This is a genomic window from Caulobacter sp. GW822-FHT07D08, assembly GCF_058798735.1.
Genome location: NZ_JBXAKU010000012.1, coordinates 68991 through 85217 on the forward strand (window position 1 = coordinate 68991; position 16227 = coordinate 85217).

Annotated in this window: 20 protein-coding genes and 1 pseudogene; 5 read left to right on the top strand and 16 right to left on the bottom strand. The window is 71.1% G+C overall.

Annotated elements, in window-relative coordinates; genetic code table 11:
* The first annotated feature begins 99 nt into the window (after window positions 1-99).
* Window positions 100-564 (top strand): DUF805 domain-containing protein, encoded by a 465-nt coding sequence (locus tag AC1RJ9_RS20250; protein WP_492839757.1) that lies wholly within the window; start codon window positions 100-102, stop codon window positions 562-564.
* Here the strand turns inward: AC1RJ9_RS20250 and AC1RJ9_RS20255 are convergent.
* The 10 genes and pseudogenes from AC1RJ9_RS20255 to AC1RJ9_RS20300 all read right to left on the bottom strand — a co-directional run bounded on the left by AC1RJ9_RS20255 (window position 561) and on the right by AC1RJ9_RS20300 (window position 6345).
* Window positions 561-1067 (bottom strand): phage tail tape measure protein, encoded by a 507-nt coding sequence (locus tag AC1RJ9_RS20255; RefSeq protein ID WP_492839758.1) that lies wholly within the window; start codon window positions 1065-1067, stop codon window positions 561-563. The genes AC1RJ9_RS20250 and AC1RJ9_RS20255 overlap by 4 nt on opposite strands.
* Window positions 1064-1240, bottom strand: coding sequence for a phage tail assembly chaperone (locus tag AC1RJ9_RS20260; protein ID WP_492839759.1), 177 nt, complete (start codon window positions 1238-1240; stop codon window positions 1064-1066). Before AC1RJ9_RS20260 ends, AC1RJ9_RS20255 begins: the two co-directional genes overlap by 4 nt.
* Window positions 1237-1521 carry a GTA-gp10 family protein gene (locus tag AC1RJ9_RS20265; RefSeq protein ID WP_492839822.1) on the bottom strand — a complete coding sequence of 95 codons (285 nt, stop codon included), beginning with the start codon at window positions 1519-1521 and terminating at the stop codon, window positions 1237-1239. The genes AC1RJ9_RS20260 and AC1RJ9_RS20265 overlap by 4 nt, the downstream gene beginning before the upstream one ends.
* Before the next feature lie 157 nt (window positions 1522-1678).
* Window positions 1679-2089, bottom strand: a complete 411-nt coding sequence (locus tag AC1RJ9_RS20270; protein WP_492839760.1) for a phage major tail protein, TP901-1 family — start codon at window positions 2087-2089, stop codon at window positions 1679-1681.
* A gap of 15 nt (window positions 2090-2104) precedes the next feature.
* Window positions 2105-2497 carry a DUF3168 domain-containing protein gene (locus tag AC1RJ9_RS20275; RefSeq protein ID WP_492839761.1) on the bottom strand — a complete coding sequence of 131 codons (393 nt, stop codon included), beginning with the start codon at window positions 2495-2497 and terminating at the stop codon, window positions 2105-2107.
* Complete coding sequence (locus AC1RJ9_RS20280; RefSeq protein WP_492839762.1) at window positions 2494-2775, bottom strand: head-tail connector protein; 282 nt, start codon at window positions 2773-2775, stop codon at window positions 2494-2496. Before AC1RJ9_RS20280 ends, AC1RJ9_RS20275 begins: the two co-directional genes overlap by 4 nt.
* 153 nt (window positions 2776-2928) lie before the next feature.
* On the bottom strand, window positions 2929-4152 hold the full coding sequence (locus tag AC1RJ9_RS20285; protein ID WP_492839763.1) for a phage major capsid protein: 1224 nt from the start codon (window positions 4150-4152) through the stop codon (window positions 2929-2931).
* A 156-nt stretch (window positions 4153-4308) separates the two neighbouring features.
* Window positions 4309-4728 carry an HK97 family phage prohead protease gene (locus AC1RJ9_RS20290; protein ID WP_492839823.1) on the bottom strand — a complete coding sequence of 140 codons (420 nt, stop codon included), beginning with the start codon at window positions 4726-4728 and terminating at the stop codon, window positions 4309-4311.
* 8 nt (window positions 4729-4736) lie between these two features.
* Window positions 4737-4997 (bottom strand): hypothetical protein, encoded by a 261-nt coding sequence (locus tag AC1RJ9_RS20295; RefSeq protein ID WP_492839764.1) that lies wholly within the window; start codon window positions 4995-4997, stop codon window positions 4737-4739.
* A pseudogene (locus tag AC1RJ9_RS20300) lies at window positions 4994-6345 on the bottom strand (phage portal protein). Before AC1RJ9_RS20300 ends, AC1RJ9_RS20295 begins: the two are co-directional and overlap by 4 nt.
* Between AC1RJ9_RS20300 and AC1RJ9_RS20305 the strand changes: the two are divergent.
* The gene (locus AC1RJ9_RS20305) at window positions 6290-6652 is read left to right on the top strand and encodes an endonuclease domain-containing protein (protein WP_492839765.1); all 363 of its coding nucleotides are present in this window, start codon (window positions 6290-6292) and stop codon (window positions 6650-6652) included. The pseudogene AC1RJ9_RS20300 and the gene AC1RJ9_RS20305 overlap by 56 nt on opposite strands.
* A gap of 143 nt (window positions 6653-6795) precedes the next feature.
* On the opposite strand, the gene AC1RJ9_RS20310 is transcribed toward AC1RJ9_RS20305, so the two are convergent.
* From AC1RJ9_RS20310 to AC1RJ9_RS20320, 3 genes are all read right to left on the bottom strand, one after another.
* The gene (locus AC1RJ9_RS20310; protein ID WP_492839766.1) at window positions 6796-8091 is read right to left on the bottom strand and encodes a DNA-packaging protein; all 1296 of its coding nucleotides are present in this window, start codon (window positions 8089-8091) and stop codon (window positions 6796-6798) included.
* The gene (locus AC1RJ9_RS20315) at window positions 7979-8401 is read right to left on the bottom strand and encodes a hypothetical protein (protein ID WP_492839767.1); all 423 of its coding nucleotides are present in this window, start codon (window positions 8399-8401) and stop codon (window positions 7979-7981) included. The genes AC1RJ9_RS20310 and AC1RJ9_RS20315 overlap by 113 nt, the downstream gene beginning before the upstream one ends.
* Before the next feature lie 153 nt (window positions 8402-8554).
* The gene (locus AC1RJ9_RS20320) at window positions 8555-9436 is read right to left on the bottom strand and encodes an oxygenase MpaB family protein (protein ID WP_492839768.1); all 882 of its coding nucleotides are present in this window, start codon (window positions 9434-9436) and stop codon (window positions 8555-8557) included.
* A gap of 66 nt (window positions 9437-9502) precedes the next feature.
* On the opposite strand from AC1RJ9_RS20320, the gene AC1RJ9_RS20325 reads away from it, so the two are divergent.
* The 3 genes from AC1RJ9_RS20325 (at window position 9503) to AC1RJ9_RS20335 (ending at window position 12183) form a co-directional block, all read left to right on the top strand.
* Complete coding sequence (locus AC1RJ9_RS20325) at window positions 9503-11140, top strand: aldehyde dehydrogenase (NADP(+)) (protein WP_492839769.1); 1638 nt, start codon at window positions 9503-9505, stop codon at window positions 11138-11140.
* A gap of 222 nt (window positions 11141-11362) precedes the next feature.
* Window positions 11363-11704 carry an ArsR/SmtB family transcription factor gene (locus AC1RJ9_RS20330; RefSeq protein WP_492839770.1) on the top strand — a complete coding sequence of 114 codons (342 nt, stop codon included), beginning with the start codon at window positions 11363-11365 and terminating at the stop codon, window positions 11702-11704.
* Window positions 11701-12183 carry an SRPBCC family protein gene (locus tag AC1RJ9_RS20335; RefSeq protein ID WP_492839771.1) on the top strand — a complete coding sequence of 161 codons (483 nt, stop codon included), beginning with the start codon at window positions 11701-11703 and terminating at the stop codon, window positions 12181-12183. The genes AC1RJ9_RS20330 and AC1RJ9_RS20335 overlap by 4 nt, the downstream gene beginning before the upstream one ends.
* A 168-nt stretch (window positions 12184-12351) precedes the next feature.
* Here AC1RJ9_RS20335 and AC1RJ9_RS20340 read toward each other — a convergent pair whose 3' ends face one another.
* From AC1RJ9_RS20340 to AC1RJ9_RS20350, 3 genes are all read right to left on the bottom strand, one after another.
* Window positions 12352-12768, bottom strand: a complete 417-nt coding sequence (locus AC1RJ9_RS20340; RefSeq protein WP_492839772.1) for a c-type cytochrome — start codon at window positions 12766-12768, stop codon at window positions 12352-12354.
* A gap of 5 nt (window positions 12769-12773) precedes the next feature.
* On the bottom strand, window positions 12774-14369 hold the full coding sequence (locus AC1RJ9_RS20345; protein ID WP_492839773.1) for a flavin monoamine oxidase family protein: 1596 nt from the start codon (window positions 14367-14369) through the stop codon (window positions 12774-12776).
* A 177-nt stretch (window positions 14370-14546) separates the two neighbouring features.
* The gene (locus tag AC1RJ9_RS20350) at window positions 14547-16172 is read right to left on the bottom strand and encodes a sensor histidine kinase (protein WP_492839774.1); all 1626 of its coding nucleotides are present in this window, start codon (window positions 16170-16172) and stop codon (window positions 14547-14549) included.
* Between the last annotated feature and the right edge of the window lie 55 nt (window positions 16173-16227).

The following is a 16227-nucleotide window of genomic DNA, read 5'->3' on the forward strand; positions in this document are numbered from 1 at the left end:
TTCGCGGGCGCTGGGCGATTAAGTCTGCGTCATGACCCGGTTTTCACTTCAAGGACGGGTCGTCGAGCCCTACGTATGGGTCCGAGATTGGAGACTGAAATGGATTGGAAGACCCTGTTCCTGTCGCCTGAGGGCCGCATCGGCCGGCAGTCGTTCTGGATCGGCTGGCTCGTCCTGCTGGGCGTGAACATCGCCGTGGGCTGGCTGCCGCTGGTGGGCCACATCATCGCGCTGGGCACGATCTATTCCAGCGTCTGCATCCACACCAAGCGCCTGCACGACATGGGTCAGACCGGCTGGTGGCAGGTCCTGCCCTGGGTGTTCGGCCCGGTGCTGATCATGGGCTCGGCCCTGTCGATCGGCGTCCTGCCGGCCATCGCGGCCATCACCAACGGCGAGCCGGAACTGTCGGCCCTGACGGCCCTGGGCGGCTTCTTCATCTCGTGCTTCATCGCCTTCGCGGTGTGGCTGGCCTTCACCCTGTGGGTCGGCTGCAGCAGCGGCCAGCCGCGCGAGAACCAGTACGGCCCGGCCCCGACCAACGCCGCGGCGGTGGCGATCTAAAGCCGCCTCGCCCCCAGACTAACCGCCCGGGCCAAGGCCTGGGCGATCTGGGCGTCGGAGCGGATCAGCCCCGACGCCTCCCCGCCCTGGACATTGACCGTCACCGAGATCCCGCCGCCGCCGGCCGGTTCGATGCTCCCGGCGGAGGCCGGACGGAACACCTCCGGCCCACGCTCGCCAACCAGATAGCTGCCGCCGGGCAGCACCGGCCCGCCGTCGGCGCGCGCTCCGGAGAAGCTCTTGGTCAGCGCCTCGCCGAGCCCACCGCCTTTCAACGCCGCGCCGGCCGCGCCCAGCACGGCGCGGGCCAGTTCCGCCAGCGACACCTGACCATCGGACGCCGCGCGGGCCAGCGACCGGGCCAGGGACGTCCCCGCCCGCGCGAAGGACTCGTCGATCGAGCGGGCCGCGCGTTCGGCCGGCGCCTTCAGGGCTTCAAGCGACGCGGCGGCCTCGGCGGCGCGGGCGGGAACGGCGGTGAGGCCATCGGATTCGAAGCTCATGGGGTCTCCTCGTCGGGATAGCGGGCGATCAGGTCGGTGAGGCCCGAACGGGTCAGGACGGGCGAGGCCGGTGCTTCTGTCAGCGCCCGCCACTCGACCAGCGACAGCCGCCAGAACGCCTCGGGCGCGACGCCCAGCCGGACGGCCAGTCGCAGCGGCTGCGCCCAGCTCACGCGGACGCGGCCAGGGCGGCGGCCAGGGCGCTGGCGGCTTCGGGGACCGTGGCGCGGGCGGCGACCTCGGCGGGCTCGCCGCCGCCGTCCAGCAGCGCCGCCAGCACGGCGGCCAGGTCGCCCGCGCTCAGCGTGGCGATGCGGTCCGGCAGCTGCGACCAGTCGGAGAGACCGAGCGCCGCCTCGATGCGGGCCAGCGCGCCGAGCGTCAGGCACAGGCGTCGCGGCGCGCCGGCCAGGGTCACCACGACCTCGCCGCGGGCGGTGTTGGGAGGGAGCATTTCCATTTTTCTTCCTGTGCTGTCCCCCTCCACCGCCGTTCGGCGGTCCCCCTCCCCCAAGAGGGGGAGGAGAGAACAGGAGCGGCGCCGCTGCTCTCCGCCCCGCTTGGGGGCGGACAGACCTGCGCCAGCAGGTCAGGTGGGGGCCTGTGCCGAGTCAGATCGCCGTGAACGTCACCGCGCCCGCGCTGGCCAGGCTGAGCGCGAACGCCGCCTCGCCGTCGTGCTCGCCAGCGTATTCCAGGGCCGCGACGATGAACGGCCCCTCCAGCTGGCCGAAGTCCGGCACCACCAGGCGCCACACGCGCGCCGACTGGTCGAAAAAGCTCGTCCGCACCTGGGCGTCGGAGGCGGCGTCGCGGAACACGCCCGAGCCCGAGACGGCCACCGAGCGCACGCCGGCCCCGGCCAGCAGCTCGCGCCAGCGGCCAGCGCTGTCGCTGTCCGTCGCGTCGATCGTCTTGGCGTTGAGACTGATGGTGCGGGCGCGCAGGCCCGCGACGGTGACGAAGCTGGACGCCCCGTCGCTGATCTTCAGCAGGATGTCCTTGCCGGCTTGGGCGGCCATGATCGTCTCCTTGTCTTAAAGAAGCTCGGTCACCGCCCGCACGCGGACGATCCCGAGAGTGGTTTCGCGGTCGGCGCCAGCGAAGACGTCGGCATAGGGGACGCGCAGATTGACCAGCCGCCGGCCGCTGAGCGTCGGCCGGGCGTCGTGCAGCGCCAGGCGCACGGCCGCGACCAGGGCCCGCGCCTCTTCCGGCCCGCCGAAGCGGCTGGCGCAGGTCAGGGTCAGCAGGTGCTCGATCGCGTCGTTCTCGCCGACCGGACGCCCCTCGGCGCGGGTGACGACGACGCACGGATAGGTCGGCAGGCGCGGCGGGCTGGCGTGGATCCGCTGGCCGGCCACGGCGGTGACGGCGGGCGCGGCCTTCAGGCTGGCGACGACGGCGTCGATCAGGGGCTTGTCGCTCACAGTCGGGCCTTTCGGTAAGGGGTCAGCCACGGCTGGGCGAGGGCCAGCGACGGCTCGCCGGTGTCGCCCGGGGACGCGCGATGCTCGTAGGCGTGGGCGACCAGGGTCAGCACCGACAGCCGCAGCGGCGCCGGGCTGGCCGGGGTCAGCGTGACGCCCGCGGCGGCCGCGACATGGGCCTCGGCGGCGTCGATCAACAGGGTGAGGACGGCGTCCTCCGACGCGTCGGGCACGCGCAGGAACGCCCTGGCCTCGGCCAGGGTGAGGGATTGGGGCATGGGGGCGGTTCCTTGAGAGTCAGCACTTGCCCCCACCTGACCTGCTGCGCAGGTCTGTCCGCCCCCAGACGGGGGCGGAGAGGATCTCTCCTCCCCCGTCTGGGGGAGGGGGACCGCCGAATGGCGGTGGAGGGGGCAAGCGCCGAAGTTTGATTAGCTCGCCGCGAACTTCAGCAGCTTCACGGCGTCGAAGTTCTGCACGCCGCCGCCGACGCGCTTGGTGGTGTAGAACAGCACGTGCGGCTTGGCCGAGTACGGGTCGCGCAGCACCCGCACGCCGGCGCGATCGACGATCAGGTAGCCCTTCTCGAAGTCGCCGAACGCGATCGGGCAGGTGTTGGCCGCCGCGTCGGGCATGGCCTCGATCTCGGTGACCGGGAAGCCCAGCAGGGACGCCGACTGGCCCGGCTGCAGAGCCGCGTTCCAGATGTAGTTGCCTTGCGCGTCCTTGAACTTGCGCACGGCGCTGACCGTGCGGCGGTTCATCACGAAGCGGCCGTTCTGGCGGTACTGGGTCTTGGCCGCGTAGATCAGGTCGATCAGCTTGTCGGTCGGGTTGCTGGCCGGCCAGGCGCCGGCGACGCCGGTGGCCAGGTAACCGACCTGACCCCAGGTGTAGCTGGCGTCCGGCGCGGCGGTGTAGGCCAGCAGGCCCTTGGGCTTGTTGACGCCGTCGCCGGTCACGAAGGCCGTGGTCTCCTGGGCGGCGAAGGCGTCCTGCACTTCTTCCGCCAGCCACTCGTCGATGCTGACATAGGCGTCGTCCAGCAGGGCCTGGGTGGCGGCCGGGCTGGCGTAGAGCTCGCCGGCCGGGAAGTCGATGACGTCCAAGGTCGGGGCCGTGGTCTCGGGCCGCGCGGCGGTCTCGGCCACCCAGGCGGCGGCCAGGCCGGTCGGGCTGACCGGCTTGCGGAACGTGCCCGAGCCGATGGTGCGGACCTGGCAGATCTCGCGCATCGGCGAGGTGGCCGCCAGGCGACGCAGGATCAGCCGCTCCAGCTCCGGCGGGGCGACATAGCCGCCGGCGGTGGCGGTTCCTTCCGACAGCCCCTTGGCTTCGAGCAGCGCGGCGGGCGTTTCGCCGGTCTTCACGTAGCGGTCGAAGGCGGCCTTGCGTTCGTCGACATGCGCCAGCGGCGCATCACCCGAAAGAGAAGGCCTGCGCAGGTCGCTCATCAGCCGGTCGAGACGGTCCTGGGCGCGGGCGACGGCGTCGTCGATGCGGCCGACCTTCTCCTCCAGCAGGACATCGGCCCGCTTGGTCTCGATGGCCGCCAGCCGCTGGTCGTTGGCGGCCTTGAAGCTCTCGAACGCCGAGAGCACGTCAGCCAGCGCCGCGCGGGCCTCGGGCGAGGCCGCGTGTTTGGTTTCCTTCATGGGGATCTCCAAAGAAGCCCCTCCCCCTCGATGGGGGAGGGGTTGGGGTGGGGGTGAACCGACGGTTCAGCCCGATGAGATGGATGGAGAGCGAAGCGCGAGCGGACCCGCCGCATCACCCCCATCCCTGCCCTTCCCCCATCGAGGGGGAAGGGTTCAGACCGTTCGCAGCCGCGCCAAACTCAGCCGCGCCTGGGGCAGCATCGGGAAGGTCACGATCGACACCTCCCACAGCTCGACGCGGGACAGCACGCGCAGGCGGCCCTGGGTGCGGGCCTTGACCTGCCGGAAGCCGATGGAGAGGCCGTCCAGGGCCCCGGCCTCGACCAGCGCGGCGACGAGCCGGCCACGGGGCGTGGACCGCAGGATCCGCCCCCGCACGAACAGGCCCCTGGCGTCCTCCACGACCTCATCCCAGACCCCGACCGGCTCGGCCTCGTCGTGCTGGTGCAGCATCGCCACGGGCGCGCCGGCGGCCAGGCTCTCGGCGAAGGCCCCGGCGGCGGTGACGTCGTCGTTGAGGTCGCGGGTCCAGAACAGCGAGGCATGGCCTTCGATCTTCAGCTCAGTGTCCAGGTTCTTGATCATGGAGCGCGCTCCAGTCGGGCTTCGATGCGGGCGAGGCTCTGGCGGGTCGCGGTCGCCTGTTCCTCCAGCCGAGCCAGGCGTTCGGCGACCGGGGCCTGCGCCTCCAGCCGGCGCTGCATGTCGTCGATCCGCGCCGAGGCCTTGCCGGCCCACAGCAGGGCGGCGGCGGCCTGCAGCGCCACGGCCACCAGGACGGCGGCCGAGACCTGGCGGTCCAGCCGCCAGCGGCCAATGGGGTTTTCTTCGGCGGGGCTCAATGCTCCAGCCCCGCCAATCCTAGACCAGCAAGCCGCCGGCGCTCGGCGTCGGTGAGGAAGCTGGCCGCCTGCAGCCGGCTCCACAAGGCGTCGCGCTCGGCCGAAAGGGCCGGGACGGCGTCGAGGTCCGGCGCGATCCTGGCGCCCGGAAACTTGGCGGCCAGCCAGCCGGTCAGGGCCCGCGCCGCCCGCTCGGCCAGCGGGACCACCGTGCCGCGCCAGAAGGCGGCGTTGGCCTCGCGATAGTTGGCGTAGGTGTTGTCGCCGGGGATGCCCAAGAGCTGCGGCGGCACGCCGAAGGCCAGGGCGATCTCGCGGGCGGCGGCGTGCTTGCCCTCGGTGAAGTCCATCTCGGCCGGGGTCAGCGACATGGCCCGCCAGTCGAGGCCGCCTTCCAGCAGCAGCGGCCGGCCGGCGTTGGCCTGGCCCGAATGGGCGGCGGCCAGCTCGGTCTTCAGCCGGTCGAACTGCTCGTCCGACAGGCGGTCGCCGGCGTCCTTCGACGAATAGACCAGAGCCCCGGACGGCCGGGCCGAGTTGTCCAGCAGGGCCTTGTTCCAGGCGCTGGAGGCGTTGTGGACGTCGATCGCGAAGGCCGCGGCCTCCAGCGGCGAGAAGCCGTAGTGGTCGTTGGTCGGGTTGAACAGCTTCAGGTGCAGCACCGGCAACCAGCCGTCGGCGTCGCGGGCGATCCGCGCCGTGCGGCCGGCGGCCTGGTAGTCATAGGCCAGCGGCCAGCCGCGCGGTCCGGGGACCAGGGTCATCCGGTCGGGCCGCAGGGCGTAGAGCTCGGTGGGAGCGGCGTCGCCGGCCGCTTCCAGATAGGCGTTGCCGGCCACCTGCAGGCCGCCGAAGAACGCCTCCATCAGGTCGGGCCCGCCCTGCTCGGGATTGGGCCGGTCCAGCAGCCGCTTCAGCGGATGATCGTCGGCCCGCCGGCCGCCCGCGAACACCGCCAGCGGCGTCGACGCGGCGGCCTCGGCGATCAGCCGGACACAGCGATAGGCGACAGGGTTCTTGGCGAAGCCCTCGCTGGCGAGCGCGCCATAGTCGCGCGGCGTCCACTGCGGCCGCCCGCCCGTGGTGAGGGCGATCAGGCGCGCGGCGCGGGAGTCTTTGGTCTCCCGAGGCGGGCGGGGTTTGAAGAGGGCCATGGACGCTCCCGAAAGGTTGAGAACAAATGGAGAACAATGTGGGGTGACTCTCGGCGGCCAGGACAACCTCTCCTCCCCCTTTGGGGGAGGGGGACCGGCGAACGCCGGTGGAGGGGGACAGCACGGGAGATCCAAGGAATGGAGCAAACCAAGCCCGAGACCGTGACCCACGCCCGCTGCCTGCGACGCCAGATGTCGCCACCGGAAGCCCGGCTCTGGACCGCCCTCAGACGCGGCGGCCTCGAAGGCCTGAAGTTCCGCCGGCAGCATCCCTTCGGGCGCTGCGTGCTGGATTTCTACTGCGCGTCGCTACGCCTGGCGGTCGAGGTGGATGGCTCCGACCACACGCTCGACAGCCGACCGGAGCGCGACGTGGCGCGGGATCGATGGCTGCGTGTTCAGGGCGTCAGAACGTTGCGGATTCCGGCGCACGAGGTGATGGACTCCGTGGACAGCGCGCTCAACGCGATCAGGGCGTTCGTCGCGGAGGGGCGGCGCTGACCCCCTCCACCGCCGTTCGGCGGTCCCCCTCCCCCAAAGGGGGAGGAAAGAACCCTCTGCCAATGAGCGGTGCGCCCTCCTCTCCGCCCCGCTTGGGGGCGGACAGACCTGCGTCAGCAGGTCAGGTGGGGGCCTGTGCTGAGTCAGAGCGACCTCAACCGCGGCGTCTGCCGCCCACCCAGCATCAACTCGCTCACCGCCCAGACCAGTGCGTCCGCGCGGTCCGGACTGTGCTCCAGATCCCCCGAGCCCAGGGCCATCAGCTCCTCCTCCAGCGCCACGAACGCGCCGCAGTGGAGCACCCGGCCCTGCTCATAAAGCGCCGCCACGGGCTCGGCTCGCGCGCGTTTGCCGATGCTGGCGCGGACCAGCTTCACCCGGCACGGCGGATCGGCCTGGGCCAGGACCGAGCGCACCATGTCGCCGCCCTGGTTGGCCTCGGCCACCAGGGCGTCGGCGTTCCAGGCCCGCGCGGCGGCCACCGCCTTCGCGGCCCAGCCGGCGGGGGACAGGCCCCGCGCGGTCTCGTCGGCCAGCACGAAGGCGCGATCGTCCCGACGTCCGACCACCACGATCCCGCAGGCGTCGCCGGTCGCGGTGGCCGGCGGATCCACCGCCACCACCACGCGGTCGAAGCGCGCGGGCTTCGCCGCCCGGCAACGCGCCAGGTCCTCGGCTCGGAACAGGCCGCCGTCGGTCTCGACGATGATCCCGTCCAGCTCCTGGGCGGCCAGGCGGGTGCCGCCGTAGAGGGTTTCCAGCGTCCGCAGAAACGCCGGCGCCAGATTGCCGGCGTTGGCCGAGGTTCCAGCGCGCGTGACCGACACGCCGGGTTCGGCGATCAGCGCCTTCAGCGCCCGGATCGGCCGGGGCGTGGAGGTCACCACCAGTCTGGGATCCGCGCCCAGCCGCAGGCCGAAGCGCAGCATGGCCAGGGTCTCGGCGGGCTTGGGCCAGGCGCAGAACTCGTCGGCCCAGGCGGCGTGAAACTGCGGCCCGCGCAGGCTGTCGGGGTCTTCCGCCGAGAAGGCGTAGGCGGTCGCCCCGTTGGGCCAAACGAGGCGTCGGCGGGAGGCTTCCCAGCGGGGGCGGAACAGGGGCCCGCCCATCGCCTTCAGCCCGGACGGGCCCTCGATCATCACCTCACGCACGTCGTGCAGCGTGGGGCCGACCAGGGCCAGGTTCGAATAGGCCAGGGCGTTCAAGGTGACCCAGCGCGCGCCGGCGAAGGTCTTGCCCGCGCCACGTCCGCCCAGCATCAGCCAGGTCGACCAGGCGTCGTCGCGCGGCGTCATCTGGTGGATCAGCGGATCGCCCAGGAGCGCGCTAAGCAGGCGCTGCTGGTCCTCCCTGTCCAGCGTCCGCGTCGCCGCCGTCAGCCAGTTCCGTTCGACGCTTGAGCTCGAGGAGCTCAGCGAAGCGATCAAACCGGGCGGCAAGAGCGGCCTGAATCTCTTCGGGGTCGTCGGGGATACCGTCATGCATGGAGGCCTCGTCGTCATTCGCCGCCTCTCCGGAGGTGGGGGCGGCGGGCTTGATCTTCTCGGCGGGGGGCTCAGGGACCATCGTCTCGATCGCCTTGGCCGAGCGGGCGAAGACCCCGCAGGTGCGGGCGTCCTTCTCGATCTGGGCTTTCTCGGCGGGGTCCGTGCTGGTCTCGAAGGCGTTGATGAGCGTGTCCATCTTCGCCCGGAGGCGGGTCTGCAGCGTCTCGCTCCAGCCCTGCGCCTCGTCGCTTCTTCCGGCCATGACACAAAGGTACGGCACAAGCGGGCGCGGATCATTCAGGCGACCATAAAAGTGACAAGCCTTTGATTTCGCTTGCCTCCATCTCGCCAACGCCGGGGATCCAGCGGCCTCGATCCCCATACGCCAGGCCAGGACCTCGCCAGGGGGCGAAGGTCAGCGCCGGTACAGCCAGCTCCCCGGCAATCCCATCCGCACGCAGGCCTCGTAGGGCGGCGCGCCGGGGATCGGCGTCCGGTCCGCCAGCCGCGCCGCCGCCCGGATGATCGGCAGCTCCAAAGGCCTCGGCAGCCATTCACGGCCCAGGCCCAGCACCGCGCGCGCCTCGCTCGGAACCAGCCCCACGGCCGCCCGGATCAGCGGGTGCTGCAGCCGGCTCAGCGGTCCGGCGATCCTGACCCCGCGCATCAGGTCCAGGAACTCCAGCACGATCGCCGAGCGCTCCAGCCGCGGCAGCATGGCCGCCAGCTGCGCCTCCCAGGCGGCCTCCGACGCCGGCGCGCCCAAGGCCCCATAGAGCCGCGCGGCCGGGGCGGCCTCGGCGTAGAACCGGTCGCGATCCTCCAGAGACAGCGGCGCGACCAGCGTGTGATAGGCGGCCAGGAATCCGAAGCTGGCCGTGGCCTGCACCCAGTCCAGCAACACGACGTCGGAGGCCCGGTAGCCCTCGCCGCCGGGCGTCACGCCGCCGACCCGCGCGTGCTGTCGGCCGACCCCGGCGATCATCGTCTCGGCGACCGAGCGCGCGCCATAGACCGTGACCATCGCGGCGAGGCCGGTGCGCTTCAGCCGGGTCATCGGGTCGGTCCGGAAGCTGGAATGTTCCCAGACGCCGGTGCGCACGCGCGGCTCGGCCAGCTCCAGGATCACCGCCGTCACCCCGCCGACGAACAGGGCGACCGGGTTCTTGAACACCCGCCACGACACTGAATCCGGCGCGGCCAGGGCCGGCTCGCCCGCCGGAGCGGTAAAATCCACGCGCGGACCGCCGCGAATCTCGAACAAGGCCTTGGCGGCGTCGGCGAAACGGGCTTTCAAGGGCGCCTCCGGCACGGTTCAGCCCTTTCTAACGCCTGAACCCGCCGTCGCGCGCATGGACTTGTCATGTTAGCGCTCCCATCTATACCGACCGAAACCACTCATTGCGGGACGACGAACGTGCATCTGACGGGCGAGCTTCTGATCGGCGGCGAAAGCCGCAAGGGAACCAACGGCGAGATCAAGGGCGTCAATCCCGCCACCGGCGAGACCCTGGAGCCCGCGTTCGGCGGCGCGACCAAGGCCGATGTCGAACAGGCCGCGGCCCTGGCGGCCGAGGCGTTCGGGCCCTACCGGTCCCTGCCCTACGAGACCCGCGCCACCTTCCTGGAGGCCATCGCCGAGCACATCGAGGCGATCGGCGACGACCTGATCGTCCGGGTGATGGCCGAGACCGGCCTGCCCCGCACCCGCCTCGAAGGCGAGCGGGGCCGCACGACCGGCCAGCTGCGCCTGTTCGCCAGCGTGCTGCGCGACGGCGGCTTCCTGGAGGCCCGCATCGACCCGGCGATGCCGGACCGCAAGCCGCTGCCGCGTCCCGACCTGCGCCTGCGCAACGTGCCGCTGGGCCCGGTGGCCGTGTTCGGCGCGTCGAACTTCCCGTTGGCCTTCTCGGTGGCCGGCGGCGACACCGCCTCGGCCCTGGCGGCCGGCTGCCCGGTCATCGTCAAGGCCCACCCGGCCCATCCCGGGACCTCGGAGCTGATCGGCCGCGCCATCCAGGCCGCCGTCGCCTCGGTCGGCCTGCATCCGGGCGTGTTCTCGATGATCCACGACAGCGGCTACGAGATGGGCGTGGCCCTGGTCGCCGATCCGCGCGTCAAGGCCGCCGGCTTCACCGGTTCGCGTCGGGGCGGCCTGGCCCTGGCCGCCGTCGCCCAGAGCCGGCCCGAGCCCATCCCGTTCTACGCCGAGATGAGCAGCATCAATCCGGTCATCCTGCTGCCAGCCGCTCTCAAGGCGCGCGGCGAGAAGATCGCCCCGGACTTCGTGGCCGCCCTGACCCTGGGCGCGGGTCAGTTCTGCACCAATCCCGGCCTGATCCTGGCCATCGACGGCCCCGAGCTGGACGCCTTCGTCGAGACCGCCGGCAAGGTGGTGGAGGCCGCCCCGGCCGCCGTCATGCTGACCCCGGGCATCTGCCAGGCCTTCGCCCACGGCGTCGACGCCCTCTCGCAGGACAAGGCGGTCACCACCGTGGCGCGCGGCCTGCCCGGCGCGGACGGCAGCCACACCGGCCGCGCGGCCCTGTTCAGCGTCAAGGCCGCCGACTTCCTGGCCAATCCGCACCTGCACGAGGAGGTGTTCGGCGCCGCCTCGGTGGTCGTCCGCGCGACCGACGAAGCCGAGCTGGCCAAGGTCATCGACGCCCTGGAAGGCCAGCTGACCATCGCCATCCACCTGGAAGAGGCCGACCACGCCCTCGCCGGCGCCCTGCTGCCGGCGCTGGAACTGAAGGCCGGCCGCATCCTGGTCAACGGCTTCGGCACCGGCGTCGAGGTGGCCAACGCCATGGTCCACGGCGGCCCGTTCCCGGCGACCAGCGACGCCCGGGCGACCTCGGTCGGCACGCTGGCGATCGCGCGCTTCCTGCGCCCGGTCAGCTACCAGAACCTGCCGGAAGCGCTGCTGCCGGCCGAGCTGCGGACGGAAAACCCCCTGGGCATCGCCCGGCGAGTCGATGGCAAGGTGAAGCTGGCTTAGGCCGCGTATCTTCTCTCCTCCCCCTTCTGGGGGAGGGGGACCGCCGAACGGCGGTGGAGGGGGTCAGCGCCGCGCCAATCTAGGCCCGCGCCGTCCCCCTCCGTCACGGCGCGTATTCGCGCCGCGCCACCTCCCCCAAAAAGGGGAGGAGAACTCCAGATCAGCCCTCACGACACTTAAGCAACCACTTGACTATTCACCCACACCCCGATACTTAACCTAATGCCTAACCATCAACCCTCGCTCGACCTGATGTTCCAGGCCCTCGCGGATCCCGCGCGGCGGAGCATGGTCGAGCGGCTTTCCCGGGGCCCCGCCTCGGTGAGCGAGCTGGCCCGGCCGCTGCACATGTCGCTGCCGGCGGTCATGCAGCACCTGGCCACGCTGGAGGCGGGCGGGATCGTGGCGTCGGAGAAGGTCGGCCGGGTGCGCACCTGCCGGATCAATCCCGATGTCCTGAGCCTGGCCGAACAGTGGATCAACCAGAGGCGCACCCAGTGGGAACAACGCCTCGACCGGCTCGGCGCCTTTCTGGCCGCCGAGGAAGACGGGGAAACCAAATGATCGACCGCCCAAAGACAGACCGCAGCGCCATCCACGCCACCTTCGTCGTCGAGCGGGTCTATGCCGCCTCGCCCGCCCGGGTGTTTTCCGCCTTCGCCGATCCGGAGAAGAAGGCCAAGTGGTTCCACGGTCCCGAGGAATGGGGCCCGCCGGAAAGCGGCATGGACTTCCGCGTCGACGGCGAGGACTACGCCGTCAGCCGCCCGCCGGGCGAGCCGCCGCACCACTTCCGCAGCCGCTACCATGACATCGTGCCGGATGAGCGGATCGTCTACACCTACTGGATGCACCACGGCGAGGATCTGGCCTCGGTGTCGGTCGCCACGCTGGAGTTCCGCCCCGAGGGCCCCAAGACGCGCCTGGTGATCACCGAGGTCGGGGTGTTCCTGGACGGCTACTACTCGCCCGAGGGCCGCGAGGACGGGACCCGGCAACTGATGGAACAGATCGCGCCGCTCGTGGAGGGGACGACGCCCTAGACGCCGGAGCACACCTCTCTCCTCCCCTCTTGGGGGAGGTGGCGCGGCGCGAATACGCGCCGTGACGGAGGGGGACGGCGCGGGCCCAATGGCGCCGCGGCTGGCCCCCTCCACCGCCGTTCGGCGGCCCCCCTCCCCCAGGGGAGGAGAGACGCTACCGGCCTCGCCTCAGTGCCCCCCAGCGCTGGGCGGCTTCGCCATCTTCGCCACATCCGCCTCGGTCACCGGCTTGGCGTAGCTGTTGCCAAAGTGCGTGCGGACATAGGTCACCGCCTCGGCCATCTGGGCGTTGCTCAGCGTGCCGACGAACCCTGGCATCGCGCCCTTGCCGCCCGTCACGATCATGATCGGATAGGCCGCCCCCGCCAGTCTCGGATTGTTCGCCAGGGCCGGGATGGTCCCCGCTCCGGTCGCGCCCTTGGCGTCGGCCATGTGGCAGGCCTGGCAGACCGCGCCATAGACCTGCTCCCCCGTCACGGGCTTCTGCGCCCGGACGATGCCGCCGCCGGTGTCGCCGCCGCCGGAAGTCTGGGCCATGGCCGGAAAGGCGATCAAGGCCGCCGTCACTAAGATGATCTTCCGCATGATCCTCAGGCCTCCAGCGCGCGCTTGTGCAGACGGGTGATGGCGTCGATGGACGAGAGCAGCGCCCCCTCCATCCAGCAGCCGACGTAAGACGCGTGCTCGCCGGCCAGCACGATCCGGCGGTCCATGCCGACCAGGGTCTGGTAGTGTTCCTTGCGGGTGTCCTCGTTCCAGCGGGCGCAGCAGCCCAGGGTCCAGGGCACGCGGCTCCAGGCCACCGAGGCCCCGCTGGCGAACTCCTGGCGGTAGCTCTTGGGGTGCAGCACCGAGCCCTGCGCCAGGGCCACCTCGATCCGCTGCTCGGGCGTCATGCCGGCCAGGCGATAGGCCCCCATCTCGCGGGCGAAGGCCCCCAGCAGCACGGCCGGCCCGTCCTTGAACATGTTGTTGTTCGGATAGGAGATCAGGGCGATCTCCTGGTCGGTGAAGCTGTGACCGCCGTAGATGTAGTCGTCCTCCTCCCAGAAGCGGCGCTTCATCTCCAGGCCGATCTTGACCTGGCCGGAGTACGGCACGGCCTTGATCGCGGCCATCATCTCGTCGGTCACCGCCAAGTCCATCTGGCCGAGGATGCCCAGAGGGATCGTGCAGACGCACCAGTCGGCCTTGGCGTCGGTCACCTTGCCCGTGGCGGTGTCGGCGTAGGTCACCACCACGCCCTTGTCGTCCTGGGCGATCTTGCTGACCTTGGCGTTGTAGGTGATCAGGCCCTCGACCTGCCTGGCGAAGGCCTTGCCGATCATGTCCATGCCGCCCACCGGCTGGAACATGGTGGTCTGCATCTCGTGCCCCATGAAGAAGGCCATCGAGGTCCAGACCTGCGGGTCCAGCACGTCGTGCAGCTTGTAGAGGTCCTTGGACGGGATCGGCGCGCCATTGACCCCGCCGCCGCCCGGCCGCTCGAAGCCCCGGTGGTTGGAGGCCTTCAGGCCGGCCGTGTATTGGTAGTTGTTGTCCAGCATGCCCCAGCCCTTCAGGGCCTCCAGCAGCTTGTCGCGGTCCTCCTGGGTGACGGTGTCGTCCAGCGCCTTGGCGTTGACCGACTTGGCCAAGAGCTCGGCGATATTGCCCTCGAAGTCGGCGGCGGCGGCGTTGAAGCGCACCGGCTTGCCGTCGAAGGCCTGGGACGAGTGGACCCAGCCGGAGTGGTTGAACTGGATGAACGGCTCCAGGGCCACGCCGAACGACTTGCAGTAGTGCAGCAGGGTCCGGTGGTGGTGCGGGATTCGCCAGGGGCCGGGGTTCAGGTAGTTGCCCGGCGAGAAGGCCACCTTCTGGGTCGCGCCGCCCAGCTCGGTATAGGTATCGCCGCCGCGCAGCGACCAGTTGCGGCCGCCGGCGCGGTTCTGGAACTCCAGGATCTTGACCTTGTAGCCGGCCTTGGTCAGCTCGAACGCCGCCAGCATCCCCGCCAGGCCCGCGCCCAGCACGATCACCGAAGCGCCGGGCCGCGCGCCCTGCAGGTTCGGCGGGCCATGGAACTGGGTCTCGGCCGCGTGGCCCAGCGTGGTCATGGCCTGATACAGCGCGGCCGTGCCGCCGACCTTGGCGATGGCCGAAAGAAGCTGGCGCCTGGTTGGCGCCGTTACACCCGATCCCATTGAAAGCCCGTCCCCGACAGAACCGTCGAAGCCGACGGTGTGGACAAGGGCTAGCAGGGGTGAGCGTTTGGGCGAGGGGTTGAGGTGGCCAAGGACGATAGGTCGTGGCCGACACTCCGATTTATCGGCGCCCCGACGACGTGGTTGCGCGGGAACTGTGCAGGGCGGCCCGCCCCCTTAGCCCACCACCCGCAGCGTCGGCCGATCGGCCGCGGCCTGGGTCAGCGGGACCACGAAGTGGAAGCTGGACCCCTGCCCCGGCGTCGAGTGGACGCCGATCGCGCCGCCCATCAGTTCGACCAGTTCGCGGCAGATCGACAGGCCAAGGCCGGCGCCGTCGTGGGCGCGGGTCAGGGAGCTGTCGACTTGGGAGAAGGTCTTGAACAGCTCGGACAGGTCCTCGGCGGCGATGCCCAGGCCGGTGTCCTCGACCTCGAAGCGCAGACCCTTGGCGGTGGGACGGACGCGGACGGTGACGCCGCCGTGGTCGGTGAACTTGACGGCGTTGGCCACCAGGTTGCCCAGCACCTGACGCAGACGCATCGGGTCGCCGCCCCAGCGGCCACGCAGCTCGGGCGCGATGTCCGCCGTCAGGTCCAGGCCCTTGGCCGCGGCCGCGCCGGAGAAGGCCGCGCAAGAGGCCTCGACCAGGGCGGCCAGGTCGAAGGTCTCGGACCGCAGCCGCACCGCGCCGGTCTCGAGCCTGGCGATGTCGAGGATGCTGTTCAGCAGGGCCAGCAGCGCCTGGCCAGACTCCTGCAGGATCTTCAGGCGGCGGCCCTGCGTCTCGCTGAGCGTGTCGGCGGCCATCACCTGGGCCATGCCCAGCACGCCGTTCAGCGGGGTGCGGACCTCGTGGCTCATATTGGCCAGGAAGCGGGTCTTGGCGGCGTTGGCGGCCTCGGCCTCCTCCTTGGCGGCCAGCAGCTCCAGGCGCCCGGCCTCCAGCTTGCGCAGGGCCTCGGCGACGCGCTGGGTCAGCACGGCGCCGGCGGCGGCCAGCACCAGGAAGCCGATCAACAGCCACGGCGCGACGCTCTTCAGCAGCTTCAGGCCCGGGTTCCTGGCCTTCCAGGCCAGGGCCCCGAACACGTGGCCGTGGATGTCGCGCAAGGCGACCTTGGGCGGATCGCCGCCCGGGCGGCGCATCAGGACCAAGTCGTCCAGCCCCAGGTCGTCCGACAGCTGATGAACAAAGGCGGCGTCCATCCGGCGGGCGCTGACGACGATCGCGGGGGGGCCGTCATAGAGCTCGGCGGCGGCCCGGCTCTCCGGCGTCACGGCGGCGAGGGCGACCAGATAGACCTCGTCGTCGATCCGCATCAGACCCGTGCGCGTCACCTCGCCGGCGGTGCTGAGCTTGCCGGCGCGGCGCGCCGCGCGGGCCTTGGCGGCCACATCGGCGGCGATCGGGGCGGCTTCGGCGGGGAAGCTCCCGAGGGCGCTGGCCGAAACCCGCTTGCCGCCCGCCGAGGCGTAGGCCACCTGCCCCGAGCGGATGACGAAGGTCAGGTCGTGCTTGAACTGCTCGTGATAATAGGTGGCGAAATCGGTGTCGGCCCAGGTCGCGTTGATCGTCCAGCCCATGGCCTTGTAGGCCTGGTCCCAGACCGTGGCCGACGTCACCTCGCGCTCTGTCCGCTCCAGGGTGCGGACGATGGTGCGCTGGGTGATCTCGATCTCATCAACCGCTTCCATGCGATCCAGCTGCCGCGCGGCCAGGATCATCAGAGCCAGTCCGCCCAGGATCGAGACGACGACCAGCACGGCGGCCGCGCCGACGATCCCGTGGATCAGTCGCATGGGCCGCGCTTCGGCGGTCCGGAAAGGTTGGTGCGGTGGCGTCATTGACCGTCAC

Coding starts and splice junctions, on each gene's coding strand:
- AC1RJ9_RS20250 (WP_492839757.1), top strand. CDS start 100: ATGGATTGGAAGACCCTGTTCCTGTCGCCTGAGGGCCGCATCGGCCGG.
- AC1RJ9_RS20255 (WP_492839758.1), bottom strand. CDS start 1,067: ATGAGCTTCGAATCCGATGGCCTCACCGCCGTTCCCGCCCGCGCCGCC.
- AC1RJ9_RS20265 (WP_492839822.1), bottom strand. CDS start 1,521: ATGCTCCCTCCCAACACCGCCCGCGGCGAGGTCGTGGTGACCCTGGCC.
- AC1RJ9_RS20270 (WP_492839760.1), bottom strand. CDS start 2,089: ATGGCCGCCCAAGCCGGCAAGGACATCCTGCTGAAGATCAGCGACGGG.
- AC1RJ9_RS20280 (WP_492839762.1), bottom strand. CDS start 2,775: ATGCCCCAATCCCTCACCCTGGCCGAGGCCAGGGCGTTCCTGCGCGTG.
- AC1RJ9_RS20285 (WP_492839763.1), bottom strand. CDS start 4,152: ATGAAGGAAACCAAACACGCGGCCTCGCCCGAGGCCCGCGCGGCGCTG.
- AC1RJ9_RS20305 (WP_492839765.1), top strand. CDS start 6,290: ATGGAGCAAACCAAGCCCGAGACCGTGACCCACGCCCGCTGCCTGCGA.
- AC1RJ9_RS20315 (WP_492839767.1), bottom strand. CDS start 8,401: ATGGCCGGAAGAAGCGACGAGGCGCAGGGCTGGAGCGAGACGCTGCAG.
- AC1RJ9_RS20325 (WP_492839769.1), top strand. CDS start 9,503: ATGTTAGCGCTCCCATCTATACCGACCGAAACCACTCATTGCGGGACG.
- AC1RJ9_RS20330 (WP_492839770.1), top strand. CDS start 11,363: ATGCCTAACCATCAACCCTCGCTCGACCTGATGTTCCAGGCCCTCGCG.
- AC1RJ9_RS20335 (WP_492839771.1), top strand. CDS start 11,701: ATGATCGACCGCCCAAAGACAGACCGCAGCGCCATCCACGCCACCTTC.
- AC1RJ9_RS20340 (WP_492839772.1), bottom strand. CDS start 12,768: ATGCGGAAGATCATCTTAGTGACGGCGGCCTTGATCGCCTTTCCGGCC.
- AC1RJ9_RS20345 (WP_492839773.1), bottom strand. CDS start 14,369: ATGGGATCGGGTGTAACGGCGCCAACCAGGCGCCAGCTTCTTTCGGCC.
- AC1RJ9_RS20350 (WP_492839774.1), bottom strand. CDS start 16,172: ATGCGACTGATCCACGGGATCGTCGGCGCGGCCGCCGTGCTGGTCGTC.